Annotated in this window: 16 protein-coding genes, 1 tRNA gene and 1 pseudogene; 16 read left to right on the plus strand and 2 right to left on the minus strand. The window is 61.0% G+C overall.

The genetic code is table 11. The annotated features are described in order from the left end of the window. The first annotated feature begins 4 nt into the window (after positions 1-4). The 16 genes and pseudogenes from selA (at position 5) to NKH16_RS35105 (ending at position 15,903) form a co-directional block, all read left to right on the plus strand. Positions 5-1,426 (plus strand): L-seryl-tRNA(Sec) selenium transferase, encoded by a 1,422-nt coding sequence (selA, locus tag NKH16_RS25130; RefSeq protein ID WP_352902419.1) that lies wholly within the window; start codon positions 5-7, stop codon positions 1,424-1,426. Next, positions 1,413-2,201: a tetratricopeptide repeat protein gene (locus tag NKH16_RS25135; RefSeq protein WP_352902422.1), complete on the plus strand. Its 789-nt coding sequence runs from the start codon at positions 1,413-1,415 to the stop codon at positions 2,199-2,201. The genes selA and NKH16_RS25135 overlap by 14 nt, the downstream gene beginning before the upstream one ends. Beyond that, positions 2,198-4,033 (plus strand): annotated as a pseudogene (gene selB / locus NKH16_RS25140) (selenocysteine-specific translation elongation factor); the annotation flags it as partial. The gene NKH16_RS25135 and the pseudogene selB, both read left to right, overlap by 4 nt. A gap of 123 nt (positions 4,034-4,156) precedes the next feature. Beyond that, positions 4,157-4,252, plus strand: a tRNA-Sec gene (locus NKH16_RS25145). Between the two features lie 15 nt (positions 4,253-4,267). Further along, the gene (locus NKH16_RS25150; protein ID WP_352579372.1) at positions 4,268-4,723 is read left to right on the plus strand and encodes a hypothetical protein; all 456 of its coding nucleotides are present in this window, start codon (positions 4,268-4,270) and stop codon (positions 4,721-4,723) included. 715 nt (positions 4,724-5,438) lie between these two features. Continuing rightward, positions 5,439-5,906 carry a Ros/MucR family transcriptional regulator gene (locus NKH16_RS25155; RefSeq protein ID WP_352902425.1) on the plus strand — a complete coding sequence of 156 codons (468 nt, stop codon included), beginning with the start codon at positions 5,439-5,441 and terminating at the stop codon, positions 5,904-5,906. Between the two features lie 1,099 nt (positions 5,907-7,005). After that, complete coding sequence (locus NKH16_RS25160) at positions 7,006-7,485, plus strand: transposase (RefSeq protein WP_502902489.1); 480 nt, start codon at positions 7,006-7,008, stop codon at positions 7,483-7,485. Beyond that, positions 7,478-8,146, plus strand: a complete 669-nt coding sequence (gene msuE / locus NKH16_RS25165; RefSeq protein WP_502911748.1) for an FMN reductase — start codon at positions 7,478-7,480, stop codon at positions 8,144-8,146. The genes NKH16_RS25160 and msuE overlap by 8 nt, the downstream gene beginning before the upstream one ends. A gap of 222 nt (positions 8,147-8,368) precedes the next feature. Next, positions 8,369-9,331, plus strand: coding sequence for a LysR family transcriptional regulator (locus NKH16_RS25170; RefSeq protein WP_352678655.1), 963 nt, complete (start codon positions 8,369-8,371; stop codon positions 9,329-9,331). 196 nt (positions 9,332-9,527) lie between these two features. Further along, a complete protein-coding gene (locus tag NKH16_RS25175) occupies positions 9,528-10,541 on the plus strand; it encodes an amino acid ABC transporter substrate-binding protein (RefSeq protein ID WP_352902428.1) in 1,014 nt (337 codons plus the stop codon). Positions 10,542-10,611: 70 nt separating this feature from the next. Further along, complete coding sequence (locus tag NKH16_RS25180; protein WP_352902430.1) at positions 10,612-11,799, plus strand: amino acid ABC transporter permease; 1,188 nt, start codon at positions 10,612-10,614, stop codon at positions 11,797-11,799. A gap of 3 nt (positions 11,800-11,802) precedes the next feature. Continuing rightward, a complete protein-coding gene (locus tag NKH16_RS25185) occupies positions 11,803-12,936 on the plus strand; it encodes an amino acid ABC transporter permease (RefSeq protein WP_352902433.1) in 1,134 nt (377 codons plus the stop codon). Between the two features lie 12 nt (positions 12,937-12,948). Further along, positions 12,949-13,728 carry an amino acid ABC transporter ATP-binding protein gene (locus NKH16_RS25190; protein WP_502911752.1) on the plus strand — a complete coding sequence of 260 codons (780 nt, stop codon included), beginning with the start codon at positions 12,949-12,951 and terminating at the stop codon, positions 13,726-13,728. A gap of 62 nt (positions 13,729-13,790) precedes the next feature. Next, on the plus strand, positions 13,791-15,023 hold the full coding sequence (locus NKH16_RS25195; protein WP_352902439.1) for a MalY/PatB family protein: 1,233 nt from the start codon (positions 13,791-13,793) through the stop codon (positions 15,021-15,023). A gap of 224 nt (positions 15,024-15,247) precedes the next feature. Next, positions 15,248-15,613: an aspartate/glutamate racemase family protein gene (locus NKH16_RS35100; RefSeq protein ID WP_502911753.1), complete on the plus strand. Its 366-nt coding sequence runs from the start codon at positions 15,248-15,250 to the stop codon at positions 15,611-15,613. Positions 15,614-15,630: 17 nt separating this feature from the next. Beyond that, positions 15,631-15,903, plus strand: a complete 273-nt coding sequence (locus NKH16_RS35105; RefSeq protein ID WP_502911749.1) for a 3-methyl-2-oxobutanoate hydroxymethyltransferase — start codon at positions 15,631-15,633, stop codon at positions 15,901-15,903. A 187-nt stretch (positions 15,904-16,090) separates the two neighbouring features. On the opposite strand, the gene NKH16_RS25205 is transcribed toward NKH16_RS35105, so the two are convergent. Both NKH16_RS25205 and NKH16_RS25210 read right to left on the minus strand, forming a co-directional pair. Then, positions 16,091-16,513 (minus strand): RidA family protein, encoded by a 423-nt coding sequence (locus NKH16_RS25205; RefSeq protein ID WP_352745468.1) that lies wholly within the window; start codon positions 16,511-16,513, stop codon positions 16,091-16,093. A gap of 59 nt (positions 16,514-16,572) precedes the next feature. Further along, positions 16,573-17,421: an SDR family oxidoreductase gene (locus NKH16_RS25210; protein WP_352750133.1), complete on the minus strand. Its 849-nt coding sequence runs from the start codon at positions 17,419-17,421 to the stop codon at positions 16,573-16,575. Positions 17,422-17,479: the final 58 nt, after the last annotated feature.

Below are 17,479 nucleotides of genomic sequence, written 5' to 3' on the forward strand. Positions count from 1 at the left end.
TACGATGACCGCTTCATCGGCAAACCCTTTGCGCAATCTTCCGTCGGTCGACCAAGTGCTGAGGACCCCGCTGGCGGCGGCCGCAATCGAGCGCTTCGGACGGCAGGCCGCGACGGAGGCCATTCGCCGAGCCGTCGCCGATGCACGAATGGCCTCCCGCAATGCCGCAGCCGTCGTGCCGGAGGCAAACGATCTTGCCGGCGACGCGCTCGTGCAGCTCAGGGACGGCGAACGCTCTTCCCTGCGTCCCGTTTTCAACCTGACCGGAACGGTGCTGCATACCAATCTCGGACGAGCCCTCCTCGCGAAAGAGGCGGTCGAGGCTGTTGGGCTGGCGATGCGCGAAGCGGTGGCTCTCGAATTCGATGTCGAGAAAGGCGAGCGCGGCGAACGGGACGATCATCTTCGATCGCTCGTTTGCGAGCTGACCGGAGCCGAGGATGCAACCGTCGTCAACAACAACGCGGCTGCCGTCCTTCTCGTGCTCAACACGCTGGCGCTCGGTCGCGAAGCGATCGTTTCGCGAGGCGAGTTGATCGAGATCGGCGGCTCTTTCCGGATGCCCGAGATCATGACGCGCGCCGGCGCCAGGCTTGTCGAGGTCGGCACCACCAACCGCACGCATCGCAAAGACTATGTCGCGGCGATCGGCCCGGAGACCGGGCTCATCCTCAAGGTGCACACGTCGAACTACCGGGTCGAAGGATTCACGGCCGAGATCCGGGCACCCGAGCTCGCTTCAATCGCAAAGGCGCATGGGGTACCGCTGGTCCATGATCTCGGTTCGGGCACGCTGGTCGATCTAGCCCGCTACGGCCTTGGGCGCGAGCCGACCGTGCGCGAGGCGATCGCCGACGGCGCCGATCTCGTCACATTCTCCGGCGACAAGCTGCTTGGCGGTCCGCAGGCGGGTTTCATCGTCGGCCGCAAGGACCTGCTCGCAGCGATCAGCCGCAACCCGATGAAGCGGGCGCTCAGGGTCGACAAGCTTCGTCTGGCCGCGCTCGAGGCGACGTTGAAGCTCTACCGCGACCCCGACCGCCTGGCCGAGCGCCTGCCGACGCTAAGGCTGCTCTCGCGCTCGGTGAGGGAGATTGCAGCGCAGGCAAAGCGCCTTGCTCCCCTGGTTGCTGACGCCGTGGGCGAAGCCTTTGCGGTCGACACGGTGGAGTGCCGGAGCCAAGTCGGATCCGGCGCGCTGCCGCTCGAAACTGTGCCAAGCGCCGGGCTTGCTCTCAAGCCGCGCTCAGGGAGCGGCCGGGCGCTCGAAGCGCTTGCGGCTGCGCTGCGTGGGCTGGGCGTCCCCGTGATCGGGCGCATCGAAAACCAGGCGCTCGTGCTCGATTTCCGCTGCCTGGAAGACGAGGCGAACTTCATCGCCAATCTAGCCGGCTTAAATCCGGGAGGAACCGATGCGCTGGCTTGACCGCCTTGCGCGCCGCCCAGCCGAGACGCCTGTGGCCGCACGCATGACCGAGGCCCTCGAAGCCGCGCGGCGAGGCGATCATGCCGTGGCTCTCTCCATATGGGAGCCGCTGGCTCACCGGGGCGTTGCCCGCGCTCAGAACAATATCGGCGCCTGCTTCGCCGCAGGGCTCGGCGTCGAGCGTGATGCGGATATGGCCCTTCGCTGGCTGGCGCTCGCCGCCGAGGCAGGGGATCCTGTCGGGCAAAGGAACCTGGCGTCGCTCTATTTCCGCGGCGAAGGCGTCGAGCAGGACTTTCGCCGGGCGGCCGAGCTCTATCGGGCCGCAGCGGAAACTGGCGACGGACCGGCGCAGGATATGCTGAGCTGGATGCTGCTGGAAGGCGAAGTGATGGCTCCCGATGTCGGCGAGGCGCGACGTTGGGCGCTTGCCGCGGCCGATCAAGGCATCGCATCCGCGATGACCCGGATCGGCATGCTTTATCATAATGCGCTCGGCGTGCCGCGCGATCCGGACGAGGCTGTCCGCTGGTGGCGCCGTGCTGCCATGCGAGGAGACGCCGAAGGGCAGGCAATGCTCGGCGCCGCCTGCCATCTTGGTACGGGCGTGCCGGCTGACGCGGTCGAGGCGCTGGTTTGGCTCCTGCGTGCCCAGGCAGGCGGCAGCGCCCTTGCCAGCCGCTATCTGGCTGCGGTGCGGGCCGAATTGAGCGCGGGCGATGCCGCCGAGGCCGAGCGTCGCGCCGCCGCGCCGTTGCCGGAGACCGCATCATGATCGTCGGCACGGCGGGACATGTCGACCATGGCAAAACTGCGCTGGTGCATGCGCTGACCGGTATAAACACCGATCGTTTGCAGGAGGAAAAGACACGCGGCATGACCATCGATCTCGGCTTCGCCTATTTGCCGGTGCCGGGTGGGGATAGCATCGGTTTCGTCGATGTTCCCGGGCACGAGCGTTTCGTACACACGATGCTCGCCGGCGCCAGCGGCATCGACTTCGTGTTGCTCGTGGTGGCCGCCGACGACGGCGTCATGCCGCAAACCCGGGAGCATCTCGCCATCGTCGATCTGCTCGGTGTCAAGCGCGGCGCCGTCCTGCTCACGAAATGCGATCTGGCCGGTCCAGAGCGCCGCACTGCGGTGGCGAACGATATCCGCTCGGTGCTTGCCGGGACGATGCTTGCCGAGGCCCACCTGATTCCCGTCTCGGTCGTTACAGGCGAAGGTATCGATGAACTCAGGTATCTCTTGTTCGAGGAGGCGTCTCATCTTGCCCGGCGTGCAGTTTCGGGCCGTTTTCGATTAGCGGTGGACCGCTCGTTCACGCTGCGCGGCGTGGGCACCGTCGTGACGGGCACCGTGCTTTCGGGTTCTCTCGGTACTGGGGACAACGTGGTCGTAAGCCCGTCAGGATTGCTTGCGCGGGTCCGATCGATCCACGCCCAGAACCGGCCGACTGAACGTGGTCGGGCGGGAGACCGTTGCGCGCTCAATCTGACCGGCGAAAGGGTTTTCAAGGAGGCGATCCGGCGCGGCGACGTAATTGTCGATCCGAAGCTTCACGCGCCGTCGGACCGGATCGATGCAAGCCTTCGCGTTCTGCCGGGTGAACGCAAGCCGATCGGCCAATGGTTTCCGGTGCGGCTCCACCATGCCGCGACGGAGGTGGGGGCACGCATTGTACTCCTCGGAGACGAACCGATCGGGCCTGGCGGCACGGCCAATGTTCAATTGGTGCTGGACAGTCCGATCGCGGCCGCTGCCGGCGACGTTTACGTGGTGCGCGACACCTCCGCGCAGCGAACCATCGGCGGCGGACATTTTCTCGATCTGCGGGCGCCCAGCCGCAAACGCCGCGCGCCGGAACGGCTGGTCCAACTCGATGCCCATGCGCTATTGGCGCCCGAACTGGCCGCCGCCGCACTCCTTGATGCGCCGCCCCACTATTTCGACCTGAAGGGTTTCGCGCGCGACAGGGCGCTTAGTGATTGCGAGACGGAAGGCCTGATCGATCAACTCGGGCTTGTCCGATTTGCCGTCGGAGAAATGCTTCTCGTGCTGTCGCCAGAGCGCTGGTTGCGATTCAAGCGCGACTTGGCCGCGACCCTGGAGAACTTCCATGCCGACAATCCGGATTTGCCGGGCGTAGGAATGGAGAGACTGCGTATTGGGCTTGATCCACGTCTGCCGGCCCCCTCTTTCATAGCAGTTCTGCGGAGCCTTTCGCACGCTGGAGAAGTTGCCTTGGACGGAGCCTGGGTGCGGCTGCCCGGTCATGAGGCGCACCTGACGGCAAAGGATGAAACTCTCTGGCTGCAGATCCAGCCTCTCATCGGCGGACCCGAACGATTCCATCCGCCGAGAGTGTGGGATATTGCCGAGGTGCTGGCCGCGCCGGAGACGGAAATCCGGCGGCTTCTGAAGCTTGCCGGCCGCATAGGGAAGGTCCACGAGGTCGCTCATGATCACTTCTTCCAGCGCCAGGCGTTGGCGCAGATCGTCGAGATCGCGCGCGACCTCGCTGCGTCGATGCCCACAGACGAGTTCACCGCTGCTCAATTTCGCGATCGCGTGGGCAGCGGACGCAAGGTCGCCATCCATATCCTCGAATTTCTCGATCGGCACGGCGTGACGCTGCGGCGGGGAGACTTGCGCCGTCTGAACAGGCGCAGGCTGGACCTGTTCCGCCTGACAGGCGAGGGTGAGCCGCCGATGGCGCAAATTTCTGGAGGAGCATCGTCCCCGGTGGGGCGTCCGGACTTCAAATCCGGGAGGGGCCGCGAGTCGGTCTCTGGTGGGTTCGACTCCCACTCTCTTCCGCCATCCTGGTGAGCCAAGATGAACCCGACGGCTTCCTTTCTGAATGACCTGAAAACGACGGCTGAGACCGCCAGGACAACCGAGGCAAGCTTCAGGCGACAAGCGGCCAATCAGATCGCGGTTCTGGAACAGGAGCGCGCTTTCGCCTTCAGGCGGCTCAATCTCATGCAGGCGATCTCGGACGCCGTGGCCTCAGCCGAAAGTGAGGAGATCGCCGTGGCCAGCGCTTTGGCCGTCCTGCGCTTGCGGCTCGGCTGGAATGCGGACAGCGAGGCGCGCACGGAAGCGATCACGCATTTTGGCCCCGTTGCGCTTGCGTTGTTCCAGGCTGCGAAGCTGCCCGAGGACGAACCCGCCACCAATATCGGCGAGGCCCTTGCGATTTTTGAGCATTGGTACTCCGAATCCCGGGGATCGTCGTTCTGGTTGCTATTCGAGCACCAGATCGTGGACACGCCGCTGGTCGACTTTTGACCGACGGACTTTTCGGCATACCCGGATGTGAAAGCAGAGAGCGCAACGTCGCTTTTTTACCGACGACACGATGCGGTAACCGGCGCCTCGGTCACCGCCGCAAGCAGCTGCTTGGGCGCGGACGCCGGAAGGCGTTCACTCCCATGACATGGGAGCCATATTCGAGCCTTATGTCGTCGAGGTTGGCCGGCTACCTAGAGATCGCGCGCGCTCTCAAGCCAGGGGATATGTGACAGAACGAAAGGCGCTCGGCGCCAGGAACGGCGCGCAAGAAGACAGGAGCAATTAGCAGGTGGCCCGCGGAGCGCGCGACTCGATGGAAGGGCATGGGTGTCACCCCACCAAAGCTGGTGCAGAACTGCGACGAAGCGAAAGGCCCACCACGTCTGGGCATTGTTCCGCTCCGAGGCTTCATCATGGCTCTTTGATAATGGCAGGAGCAATCAAGGTGCTCATTGTCAGGTATCCCGCAATTCGTATAGGCCGCCATGGTTCTTGTTGCAGAGTTCTTTGAAGGCGGACTCTGCTTCCCGCGGGATCGTCTTCTCGTACTCACGCCATTTAGGGAGGCAGCCTTTGTCCCCGGGGAGCTTCGTGTAGGTCGGGCAGCCCTGGCGGCCGGTCGATGATCCCGAGCATTTCGTTCTGTGGACCTGCTTCTTGCGCGATCCGAGTTTCCCCCATACGAAAGCGGACTTGCAATAGGAGTTGATGAATGACCGAAGAGAAGAATCGCCAGAACGCGGAATTGATGGAATTGACCGCGGATATTGTCGCGGCGTTTGTCCAAAATAACGCAGTGCCCGAAGCAAGCCTGCCCGATCTGATTTCTTCGGTAAACTCCGCTCTCGTTAGCTTAGTCAAGCCAGCTGAAGTTGAGCAGCCAACACAGAACCCGGCGGTCAATCCCAAAAAGTCTGTGTTTCCCGACCACATCATTTCGTTGGAAAACGGGCGCAAGTTCAAGTCGATGAAACGGCACTTGGGCTTGCTTGGCATGACGCCTGACGAGTATCGAGCCAAGTGGGGGTTGGCGCGGGACTATCCTATGGTGGCACCAAGCTACGCAGCACAGCGATCGGAGCTGGCGAAGTCGATCGGACTTGGTCGCAAGGCGGGCGAAAAAATGCCCGCCAAGAAGCCCCCGGGCAAGAAGGTAGCAGCCAAGCGGGTGAAGGCCTAAGACCCAGCCTCAGGCAAGCGGACCAATGCAATGACACGCCAATCATTGCCGAAGAGCTTGAAAGCGCGGCCGATCGCATCGCAGACATTTCGCGCGCGGATCTGCAGATCATTCTGCGTCGCGCTGCATTGATGCTCAGAAATATGACAGGCGTGCCGCTGGAACCGGCAACTCATGACGGCTCTGAAGTCTATTGCTGCTGAAATGAGAGTCGGCGGATCAGACCTACTTCAGGTCATCTTGTGCGAGTGGCTCGAAACAACGCGATCCCCGGGGGGTCAGGAATTGGTGATGATTCGTTTCCGACGCTTGATCGAAATCAGATGGGAACGACGGGTTATCTGGAGAGACCAGAGCGAAGCGCTCCCGTCCATTCACTGTCCTCATCGAATTCGCGTACCGGGAGTAAGACGCGACTTCGACACATCGGCGAACGGATCAAAAGCTGCCCCCAGTCTCAGCGACGGGTCCCTACGATATGGCTCTGCTGGGCCTTCTTTGACCGATCGCAACTCTGTTATTATCGGATGGGAGTCCTTCAGCGAAGTGAGCGAGTAGTCAAGTTGTCGCCACATGGGCAACTTCATCCGGTCGTTCGAGCCGCCCCCTAACATCATTCGGGAACGCGAACTTTCGACCGCGGGGGAAGTTCGCCCGCTCGCGGCCGCCCTTGTGCCAATCACGTCGCTACTGCCCTGCATTGTACAGCGGCGTCGCAGCACATGGGCGGTGGTCGTTAACACGCTGGGGTTCGGAGCGATGGGCTTCCTGGTCCTTGCATTTGCGCTTGCCTAGGTCCTCAAAACGCCGAACCATCCCTGCAGCAGATGGTGGCCGCGATTTTGGTTCCCGGAGTTCACCGTCTCTCAGCGCGGCCTCCGGTACTGGCCCTGCCATAGGGGTGGCGCCAGAAGACGCCCAGGAACGACTGCAACGATGGCGATGACGACAGATATGCACCAGGCTGCAGCCTCTGCTTCTTGAGGCACTGCGCTACCGCGCAGGGGAGCAGGGGTTTCTGCCCGTATTGACTAAGCCCCGTAAGCCTTTGATGTTGCGTGCTGGAGCATAGATATTTGGCGTCGCTGTGGAGTATCTCATGGCCGATCTCAAGGAAACCGAATCGTCCGCGCCGACCGAAGTGCCGGTGAAAGAACAGACATCTGGCACCAAGAAAACGGCGTCGAAGCCGAAGAAAGCAACCGGGCAGCAGACGCGTGCCGTGCGGACCAGAGCGGCCAAGTCGGGCAAGCCGCTGCCTTCAGCAGAAGCGGTCGCTTCCGCCACCGTCCGGAAAGCGCGGAAAATATACTCTGCAGAGGAGCGTGCCCAAAAGCTCGGAGAGGTCGAGAAGCAGACAAGCCGGGGGGAGAGCACCAAGGCCGCTGTCAAGAAAGCAGGAATATCGGAACAGACCTACTATCACTGGAAGAAGGCTGCCGGGCAGGCGGCGCCACATAGCGACGAGCTCAAGGATCTGCTGAGGCTTGAAGAGGAGAATGCCCGGCTGAAGAAGCTCCTCGCCGACCGGCTCCGCAAGGAAAATGCCGATCTCAGGAAGAAGCTCGGGCTTGATTGAGCCGGTTCTTGGGGAAAGCTGCGCCGTTGGTCGGGCGCCGAATGCACTTGTGCCGCCTGAGTTTCGACGCCGCTCTTTTCTAGCTGAGCTGCTGCGGCAGAACATCGTCGTGCTTTCAGGCAACACCCACAGGCCGTCGAAATCACGAACGCTGGCGCATCATCTGGGGGAGGCGCTGCGCGAAAGATTATCCGTCACGGTGAATTTCCTCGATCTGGTCGACGCCGGCCGCGGTTTGGGTGCAGCATTCACGCGGCAGGAATTGACGCCGGAGGCGCTGAGTGTCTTGGGGGCTGTCGAGCAGGCTGACGCGCTGATCGTCACGACGCCGGTCTACAACGGCTCCTATGCGGGCCTCGTCAAACATCTGTTCGATCTCATCGATCCGCTGGCGCTCGTCGACCGGCCGGTCCTGATCGGCGCAACAGGCGGCGGTCAACGCCACGCTCTGGTGGTCGAGCATCAGCTTCGCCCCCTGTTTGGCTTCTACTCGGCACTGACGGTGCCAAGCGCCGTCTACGGCAGTGACAGCGACTTTTCCGACGGGAAGCTCACGGACCCGCAGGTTCTGGCGCGGGCCGGGCAGGCGGTGGACCAGTTCGCCACCCTGGTTTCGGCACGGCAGCCGAAGCGCCAACAGGTCAGTCTGGCCTCAGCCTAAGGGGCAGCGAGTCGTAGACGTCCCTGGTCCTTAGGTTCGCCAGACCATACGAGAGAATGCGAAGGAAATGGGTTGGCGAACCCTCCGCTAACGTATTGATTTCCCAATAGGGAACGTTGACCCTGCAGGTCGAAGGGTCGCATTTGTTCGCCATGGCATCGTTCGCGCGTTGGAAGCGATGTTAGCATGCGGGCGAGGCATGATGAAAACGGGGAAGGTCTCATGAGTTTCGATGATATCGATCTCAATTTGCTGAGAGTGTTCGACGTGATGATGCGTGAAAGGAGCGTAACGCGCGCAGCTGCCGAATTGGGAAGAACACAATCAGCTGTAAGTCATTCCCTATCGAAGCTTCGCTACCTGTTGCAGGATGAATTGTTCACGAGAGACGGGGGCGAAATGCGACCAACCCCTCGGGCAGTGGAGTTGCTGTCAGATATTTCTGCTGCGCTGGCGACGATCCGTGCGTCGATCGACCGGCATCAGATCTTCAATCCAGCAACGACGCGACGCAACTTTCGCGTGGGACTCACTGACTATCACGCCATGATATTCATCCCAGGGCTCATTCGAGAATTTTCGAGGCAAGCGCCTGGCGCGACGCTGAACGTCATTCCCGCAAACGGACCCGAAATCGGTTCATCGGTCTATTTGAGACAAGTCGACTGTGCACTGACGGGAGCGGCAATACGCGACGACCCAGGTCTCTTGAAGGTGGAGCTTGGCCAGGATCGATTGTTTTGCGCGGTGTGGAGTGGAAGCAAGATCGCCAGGAACGCAATGACACTGGAAACATATTTGGCCAGTTCTCACCTGCAGATTTCCGCAGATGGTCTGGCAGAAGGCCTCGCGGATGCCGCCCTCAAGCAGCATGGTCTCCGGCGCAATGTCGTTGCGACCATCTCGAATTATCTGGTGCTGCCCTGGGCGCTTCGCGGCACTGAACTGATTACTCATTGCGGCGATGCAATCCTGCAAATGCTGGACGAGAGGAGTGAGGTGACGTTGGTCCCGCCGCCCCTTCCCGTATCGAATGTGAATGCCTGGCTCATTGTTCACCGCCAGATGGCGAATGACCCCGGTACCAAATGGCTCCGGGAAATAATCATGAGCATCTACAACGAGTCGCGGACCGAGAGAGACCAAGGGTCAACCGTCGGAGCACCGGGGTTGGCTGCACCATAGGTCGCGCGCGCCGTCGCTCATTCGATTAGCCCGCCCCAAGCAAACTAGCCCGATCAGCACCCAAGCTCCCTTTCACCCGAGAGCGAGTGCCTCCTCAATTATGAATGACGCTCATTTTCGCAATGAGAACAGTCAATTTGACGAATAGTCATACTTGAGGCCACATTCCCTTCAACAAAAACAGGGGAATACCGAAATGAGATCGATGTTCAAGGGCTTTCTTGCCCTCGCTATCGCGTGCACCGCCTCCTCGGCGTGGTCCGCAACCCTCGACAATGTCAAGAAAAATGGCGTGCTGACGTGTGGCACAAATTCGGCCACGGCTGGCTTCAGCCTTCCCGATAATGAAGGCAAATGGACCGGATTTGTGGTCGACTATTGTCGCGCCGTGGCCGCTGCCGTGCTCGGGGATGCGCAAAAGGTCAAGTTCATCCCATTGACGCCAAAAGATCGCTTCACCGCCTTGCAGTCGGGGGAGATCGACATTCTTGCACACAACGCAACATGGACATCGTCGCGCGATACGTCGCTCGGCATCCTGTTTGCGGGGACGTACTTCTATGACGGTCAGGGATTTATGGTGCGCAAGGCGGACAACATCACATCAGCCAAGGGGCTCGAGGGCGCATCGATTTGCGTCACCCAGGGCACCACGACCGAGTTGAACCTTGCCGACTATTTTCGCTCGCAGTCGATCAAGTACACCACGGTTGGTTTCGCCGACGAGGAAGCTGTCGTGAAGGCTTACGAGGAGGGGCGTTGCGACGTCCTGTCGGCGGACACCTCCACCTTGAACGCATCGCGGCTTCGCATGGCCAAGCCGGACGACAGCATCGTTCTTCCCGAACTGATCTCCAAGGAGCCGCTTGGCCCGGCAGTGCGGCAGGGAGACGACCAGTGGTTCAATGTGGCTAAGTGGACGCTGTACGTGATGGTGGCCGCGGAAGAATATGGGGTCAGCTCCAAGAACGTTGATGCGATGAAGTCGTCGGACAATCCTAGCATCCGTCGTCTGCTTGGAGTGGACGGCAGCATAGGCAAGGATATCGGGCTCGGCAACGACTGGCCGGTCCAGGTGATCAAACAGGTCGGCAACTACGGCGAAGTGTTTGATCGCAATGTCGGCAAGGATTCGCCGCTGAAAATGGAGCGCGGCATGAACGCGCTCTGGAACAAAGGCGGCGTTCAGTACGCTCCGCCGATTCGCTAGGCAAAGCATGGTTGCAAGGCGCTGGCGCGTTACCGCCAGCGCCTTGCACAGATCCCGATAGGAACACGCCATGTCCGATTTGTCGCTTCCAGCGCCCTCGCGCAGGAGCCTATCGCTGCACGATACGAAAGTGCGCGGCGTTTTCTACCAGCTCTTGCTCGCAGGTTGCCTGTTGGCTTTGGCCCTGGGCATCGGCATGCAGACCGCATCGAATATGCGGGTCCGGGGGATTCCGCTCTCATTCGATTTTTGGGGTGAGGCTGCCGGCTTCGACATCAATCAAACCCTGATACCGTACGATGCACTATCCACCTACGGTCATGCGTTCTGGGTGGGAGTGGTCAATACCCTCTACGTCAGCTTCCTCGCAATCTTGCTGGCCACCTTGCTTGGCTTCGTCATCGGCGTTGCCCGCCTCTCGCCGAACTGGATCGTTTCGAAGGTGGCGACCGCCTATGTCGAGCTTGTGCGCAATGTCCCGTTATTGCTGCAGCTGCTGTTCTGGTACAACGCCGTCCTCAAGCCGTTGCCTTCCCCGAAGGCGTCCATCGCCATCCCCGGCGGCATCTACCTCAACAATCGCGGCCTCATCATTCCGGAGATCCAGTGGCATCCGGGGGCGGGGCTTGTGGGCCTGGCATTGGTAGCGGCCGTTTTCTGCTGCATTGCATTCTGGTTCCGCGCCAAGAGTGTCCAGAAACGAACTGGCAAGCAGCTGCCGGTATTTTTGGTCAGCCTGGCGACCTTGATAGGATTTCCGCTGATCGTGTTCCTGGCGGCTGGCGAGCCGGTCTCGTTTGTCGCGCCGCAGCTGCGGGGTTTCAACTTTCAAGGCGGACATCAACTCTATCCAGAGTTTGCCGCTCTCCTGATCGGTCTGTCGGTCTACACCGGATCCTACATCGCCGAGATCGTCCGGAGTGGCATCCAGGCAGTGCCAAAGGGCCAGAGCGAGGCTGCGTATGCGCTGGGGCTGGCGCCGGGCAAGACGCTTCGCCTTGTCGTTGTTCCGCAGGCGCTGCGTATTATCATCCCGCCTTTGACAAGCCAGTATCTCAATCTAATCAAGAACTCGTCGCTTGCGGTGTTCATCGGCTATCCCGACCTCGTTCAGATCTTTGCCGGGACGGTCCTCAACCAGACCGGCGCCGCCGTCCAGGTCATGGCGATCACCTTGTCCGTCTATCTCGTTATCTCCCTTGCCACGTCGTTGGCCATGAACGCGTGTAACCGACATTTTGCGATCGTCGAGAGGTGACGCATGAGCGATCAGTCCATGCATTCGCCAGTTGTCAGCAGCGCGCTCATACCAGCGATGGCGCCCCCCGCTGACGTTTGGCCGGGTCCAGTGACCTGGATGAAAAAGAATCTGTTTTCGACGCCGTCTTCAGGCGCGCTGACAATATGCTTTCTCCTCTTCGCCGTGTGGCTGCTGCGTCACTTTCTGAGCTTTGCGATCTTCGACGCGGTCTGGAGCGGCGGTCGCGAGGCTTGCCGCACGAACAGCCAAGGAGCTTGCTGGCCGTTCATTGCCGAGAAGTTCGACTACCTGCGATACGGCGCGTACCCGGTTTTCGAGCGGTGGCGCGTGGACCTGGCACAGGCGATCGGCGCCATCCTCATCGTTTGGCTTCTGTGGACGAAGGCTCCGCGGCGCAAAGTGGCGGCGTTGTTGTTCTTCCTTGTCTACCCCGTTGCCGCGTTCGTTCTCGTGCGCGGGGTCGCCTGGCTCCATTTGTCTGTCATCGATACGACGCTCTGGGGCGGTCTCCTGATCACGCTGCTGATGTCGATTGTGGGCATCGTCTTCTCGCTTCCGATCGGGGTTATCCTGGCGCTTGGACGCAGGTCCGAACTGCCTTTCGTCAAGGCGGTTTGCGTCACATTCATCGAAGTCGTCCGGGGCGTGCCGTTTATCACGGTGCTGTTCATGGCGAACTTCATGATGCCGCTTTTCGTGCCGGATTACTTAACGCCAGATCGTCTCCTTCGCCCCCTCATGGAGCTGTTCTCGTCCGCCTATATGGCCGAAGTTGTGAGGGCCGGCCTTCAGGCGATCCCGAAGGGCCAATACGAGGCGGCGAAGGCGCTTGGGATCAGCTACTTCGACATGATGCGCCTGATCGTCCTCCCCCAGGCGTTGACGATCGTCATACCGAGCATCGTCTCCACCTTCATCGGTCTGTTCAAAGACACCACTCTGGTCGCCATCGTCGGCATCGCGGATTTCCTGAAAGCCATCGAAACGGCGCGCGTCGATCCGAACTGGGCAGGCCCGACGATCTCATCAACCGGCTACCTCTTTGCGGGACTGGTCTACTGGGGCTTTTGCTTCGGCATGTCCCGTTACTCGCAATCGATGGAGCGCCAATTGGCGCGCGGCCACAAATCTTAGGACGCGACGATGATGCCACAAGCAATGTACGCATCGACGAAGGGACAGCCCTTCAACAAGGCGATGGCCATTGAACTGCGTGACGTCAACAAATGGTTCGGTTCATACCATGCGCTCAGGAACATCAACCTGTCGGTGCCACAGGGGCAGCGCATTGTGATCTGCGGCCCCTCGGGGTCGGGCAAATCGACGATGATCCGGTGCGTCAACCATCTCGAGGAGCATCAGTCGGGCGAGATCATCGTCGACGGCAAAGCGGTAACCGGGGATCTGCGCAAGATCGACGAAGTTCGCAGCAACGTCGGGATGGTTTTCCAGCACTTCAATCTGTTTCCCCATCTTACGGTGCTTGAGAATTGCACCCTTGCGCCGGTGTGGGTGAGAAACATGCCGCGGATGGCGGCCGACGAATTGGCGCGCCACTATCTGGAGCGAGTCAAAATTGCGGAGAAGGCGGACAGCTACCCAGGGCAGCTGTCAGGCGGCCAGCAGCAACGCGCCGCGATAGCCCGGGCTCTCTGCATGAACCCAAAGATCGTGCTCTTCGACGAGCCAACCTCTGCCCTCGATCCGGAGATGGTCAAGGAAGTGCTGGACACGATGGTGTCGCTCGCCAGCGAGGGCATGACGATGCTGTGCGTGACGCATGAGATGGGCTTCGCGCGGGAGGCGGCCGATCGCGTGGTGTTCATGGACCGCGGGGAGATCGTCGAGACCAACACGCCCCATCAGTTCTTCACCAACTCCCGGTCGGAACGGGCGCGGCAGTTTCTGGCGCAAATCCTCAAGTAGGGCCGTCCGCGGAGGCAAAGCGGCCGTGGCCGTGGCAATAGATTTTTTCAGGTGATTATCACATGGCTTGTGCAGACACGCCCGCATCGGCGGTTGGGCAACGAAATATTGCGGGAATAGATTTCGACCAAATCCACGACCGCCAGCAATTCGGATCCGTCAAATGGGCCAACCAGTGGGACGAGTTCTCTCCGCAGGTCGAGGGCCAGGACCTGCTGTCCCTATGGACGGCAGATATGGATTTCCGTGCCCCGGAAACCGTCATCGCGCGGCTGCGCGAGGCCGCGGACCATGGCATCTACGGCTACACACGACGCGATCCGCGCCACTATGAGATCGTGCAATCGTGGTTCACACGCCGGCACAATTGGTCACCGAAACTGGAGACCCTGCTTCCCGCGCCGGCGATCATGCCGTCGGTCGCTGCGATACTGCGAACCTTCACGAAGCCCGGTGACGGCGTCATTGTGCAGTCGCCCGTGTACTCGCCCTATTTCGAAGTGGTTCAGGGAAATGGGCGGATTCTGCTCACGAACCGGCTGAGGCTGCAAAACAACAGGTATGAACTCGATCTGGAAGACTTCGAGAAACTGGCGGCCGGCGGCGCCAAGGTGTTCCTGCTGTGCAATCCTCACAATCCTGCCGGAATGGCCTGGACACTCGAAGAATTGACAGCGCTGAACGACATTTGTGAGCGCCATGGGATTTTGGTCATATCCGACGACATTCACTGCGACATAAGGTTGTCGGACCGCCCGCACATCGTCTTCTCCTCCATCTCGGACGATGCCGCGGAGAAGTCGTTCATCTGCACCGCTCCAACGAAGACTTTCAATCTTGCCGGGGTGCCTTCGGCAACCATTGCGGTGGCGAGCAAAAAGCGCCGCGAGCAGCTTCTTGCCGCGATGCAGGCCTCATTCATGGTGAATGCAAACTTTTTCGGCCGCCTGGCCCTGGAGGTTGCCTACAGCACCGGCGCGCCCTGGCTCGATCAACTCACACCCTACATCGCCAGCAACATTGATCTGGTTTGTGACTTCGCCGGCGAATACCTTCCAGGCATTACGCCCATGCGGCCCGACGCATCGTTTCTGGTGTGGTTGGACGCGTGCGCGCTCGATCGTAGAGTGGGTGGAATTCAGAAGTTCTTTGTCGATCAGGCCGGGGTCAATCTGTATGACGGCCGCGTCTATGGGCCTGGCGGCGAAGGTTTCATCCGCCTGAATGTCGGCTGCCCGCGTCCTCTGCTACGCCGAGGGCTGGAGCGGATGTCCAGCGCGCTGGCATCCTTGTGACTGAGCGGAACCAAGCCAGGATGCCCCGAATGCGAATTGCCATCATCAATCCCAACACGACCGCTTCGATGACCAGGGGGATCGTCGCAGCCGCCATGGCGGTGGCAGGCCCAGGGACGAGATAGTGGGCATGCATGCCAACGGCTGGACCTGAAGCGATCGAAGGGCCATTTGACGGTGCACTCTCCGTACCGGGCCTGCTCAAGCAGGTGGTCGCGGCGGAAATGGACAATGTCGACGCCATATATTGGCTGCTTAGACGATACGGGTCTCGACGCGGCAAGGGCCATCGCTACCAAGCCCGTCATCGGTATAGGCAAGGCTTCGCTTCATCCGTCAGCCTTGTCGCTCACAGCTTCTGTGTCGTGGCCACTCTGTCGCGTTCCGCGCCACTGATTGAAGACAACATTCGCCGTTACGGGTTCTCCCATCGCTTCCGGCGCGTGCTTGCCTCCGACATCCCGGTCCTCGAGTTGGAGAGATCTGAAAGTGGTGCCTCCGAACGAATTTCGGAGCTCATACGCGAAGGTGGAGGCATAGGCTGCTTTGGCGCCGAGCTGGAGGTGGTCTCCGACCGGTCGCCGAACTGATCACCTGGAATACACCGATGATCATGCTCGGCATGAGCGCCGGCCCAAATGCCGACGCGCAGTATTTGTTCAGCGAGGACGTGCTTGGCCACACCGCTGGCCACAGGCTGCGCCACGCCAAGACCTACCGCAACTTCGCCGCCGAATATGAGCGGCTGCAACGCGAGCGTATTGCCGCCTATCGCGAGCTCATATCCGACGTGCAGACGGGCGCTTTTCCCGAGCCGCAGCACGTGGTCCCGATCACAGATGAAGAGTTCTCGACCTTCAGCACCGCTCTCGAACTTTAGAAAGCCAAGATACAGAGCAGGCTGCGAGATTCCCTTGCGGTACGCTGACCAAACGAACCTAATCTGTTTGGTCAGTTCACGACCTCGGTTCTCGCAGGTGGAGGTCAGCTATCTCCGCTCCGGACACAAAAGCTGACAGGCTGCCTTCGTGACCCAAATAGCCAATACAGAACTGCAGGGCGAGCGATCAGCGCTTGTCCGCCGGCTGGCTGCTCGTCGTCGAAGGGATGCGGGCGATGACCTTGATCTCGAAATCGAAGCCCGCAAGCCAATTGACGCCCACTGCGGTCCAGTTCGGGTAGGGAGGTGCACCGATTTCTTCCGCTCGGACGGCCAGAACTGTCTCGATCTGTTCGTCCGGGTTAGTGTGGAACGTTGTGACGTCGACGAGGTCGTCGAAGCTGCACCCGGCGGCCGCCAAGACCGCGCGCAGATTGGCGAAGGCCCGTCGAACCTGATCCTCGAATACGGGCTCAGGCGAGCCGTCCTCACGGCTCCCGACCTGACCCGACACGAAGAGAAGATCGCCGGACCGAATGGCAGCGGAATAGCGGTGGATATCGTATAACGCGTGCCGGTTGGCCGGGTAGACGGCGTCACGTGTAGGCATCTCATGTTCCTTTCTGTCTTGATAAGAGGTGGGCACGAGCAGCGGGCCGGAGCCGGGGGTCACAGCCGCGCCAACTCCTCGTCTGTGAAATCCGCCGCAACCGCGATGTCATTCTGCCGGTCGAGCTCCTCGATGCGTCCGCCGAGTGCCTTGCGGATGCCGGCATAGGCCTCGGCACCGAGCACCAGCCGTTTCGGGAGCGGACCATCCTGATCGGCAAGCCTGATCATTGCGTCCGTCATGCGGTCGGGGTCGCCCTTGATCACCCATGAGACACCCAGCGCCTCGCGGATCTGACCGGCGGGTGTTCCCTCATAGGCCGCGAGCGGCTTGGTCCGCGCGAGATTGCCGCCGAACCCGGTCCGCGCCGGCCCGGGTTCCACAAGGCTGAATTCGATGCCGAAGGGAGCAGCCTCCTGCGCCACGGACTCGACGAACCCCTCGATACCCCACTTGGTCGCGTGATAGAGGCTGAAAGCCGGATAGGCGATCTGGCCTCCCTCGCTCGATACCTGTAGAATCCGACCACCACCCTGGCTGCGCAGATGCGGCAACGCCGCCTGGATGAGCGTGATCGAGCCGATGAGATTGGTGTCGATGATGTCCCGAACCTGCACATCGCCAGCCTCTTCAGCCGCGCCGAGCAGGCCATAGCCAGCATTGCTGACGACGATGTCGATCCGAGCGGATGCCGCGAAGGCCCGGTCGACCGCGGCGCGGACCGAGCTCTGGTCCTTGAGGTCCATTGCGACGATGCGGAGCCGTTCGGGGTAACTTGCACGCAGGTCGGGAAGTGCGTCCTCGCTGCGGCTGGCACCGACGACGCGGTCTCCCCTGATCAGGGTCTTCTCCGCCAGCAGCCGGCCTAGACCGGAAGACACACCCGTTATGAGCCAGGTCTTTTCCATTTCTCATTTCTCCAATTGATCCCAGCAGGAGATAGGGCAATCGCATTGCGCGCGTTAG

Source organism: Mesorhizobium sp. M1307 (assembly GCF_040318155.1).
Lineage (GTDB): Bacteria > Pseudomonadota > Alphaproteobacteria > Rhizobiales > Rhizobiaceae > Mesorhizobium.

Excerpts from the sequence above, each read along its gene's own strand:
- NKH16_RS25160 (WP_502902489.1), top strand. The coding sequence starts at position 7,006 with ATGGCCGATCTCAAGGAAACCGAATCGTCCGCGCCGACCGAAGTGCCG.
- NKH16_RS25175 (WP_352902428.1), top strand. The coding sequence starts at position 9,528 with ATGAGATCGATGTTCAAGGGCTTTCTTGCCCTCGCTATCGCGTGCACC.
- NKH16_RS25195 (WP_352902439.1), top strand. The coding sequence starts at position 13,791 with ATGGCTTGTGCAGACACGCCCGCATCGGCGGTTGGGCAACGAAATATT.
- NKH16_RS25180 (WP_352902430.1), top strand. The coding sequence starts at position 10,612 with ATGTCCGATTTGTCGCTTCCAGCGCCCTCGCGCAGGAGCCTATCGCTG.
- NKH16_RS25170 (WP_352678655.1), top strand. The coding sequence starts at position 8,369 with ATGAGTTTCGATGATATCGATCTCAATTTGCTGAGAGTGTTCGACGTG.
- NKH16_RS25150 (WP_352579372.1), top strand. The coding sequence starts at position 4,268 with ATGAACCCGACGGCTTCCTTTCTGAATGACCTGAAAACGACGGCTGAG.
- NKH16_RS25210 (WP_352750133.1), bottom strand. The coding sequence starts at position 17,421 with ATGGAAAAGACCTGGCTCATAACGGGTGTGTCTTCCGGTCTAGGCCGG.
- NKH16_RS35100 (WP_502911753.1), top strand. The coding sequence starts at position 15,248 with ATGGACAATGTCGACGCCATATATTGGCTGCTTAGACGATACGGGTCT.
- NKH16_RS25185 (WP_352902433.1), top strand. The coding sequence starts at position 11,803 with ATGAGCGATCAGTCCATGCATTCGCCAGTTGTCAGCAGCGCGCTCATA.
- NKH16_RS25205 (WP_352745468.1), bottom strand. The coding sequence starts at position 16,513 with ATGCCTACACGTGACGCCGTCTACCCGGCCAACCGGCACGCGTTATAC.
- NKH16_RS35105 (WP_502911749.1), top strand. The coding sequence starts at position 15,631 with ATGATCATGCTCGGCATGAGCGCCGGCCCAAATGCCGACGCGCAGTAT.
- NKH16_RS25135 (WP_352902422.1), top strand. The coding sequence starts at position 1,413 with ATGCGCTGGCTTGACCGCCTTGCGCGCCGCCCAGCCGAGACGCCTGTG.
- NKH16_RS25155 (WP_352902425.1), top strand. The coding sequence starts at position 5,439 with ATGACCGAAGAGAAGAATCGCCAGAACGCGGAATTGATGGAATTGACC.
- selA (WP_352902419.1), top strand. The coding sequence starts at position 5 with ATGACCGCTTCATCGGCAAACCCTTTGCGCAATCTTCCGTCGGTCGAC.
- NKH16_RS25190 (WP_502911752.1), top strand. The coding sequence starts at position 12,949 with ATGCCACAAGCAATGTACGCATCGACGAAGGGACAGCCCTTCAACAAG.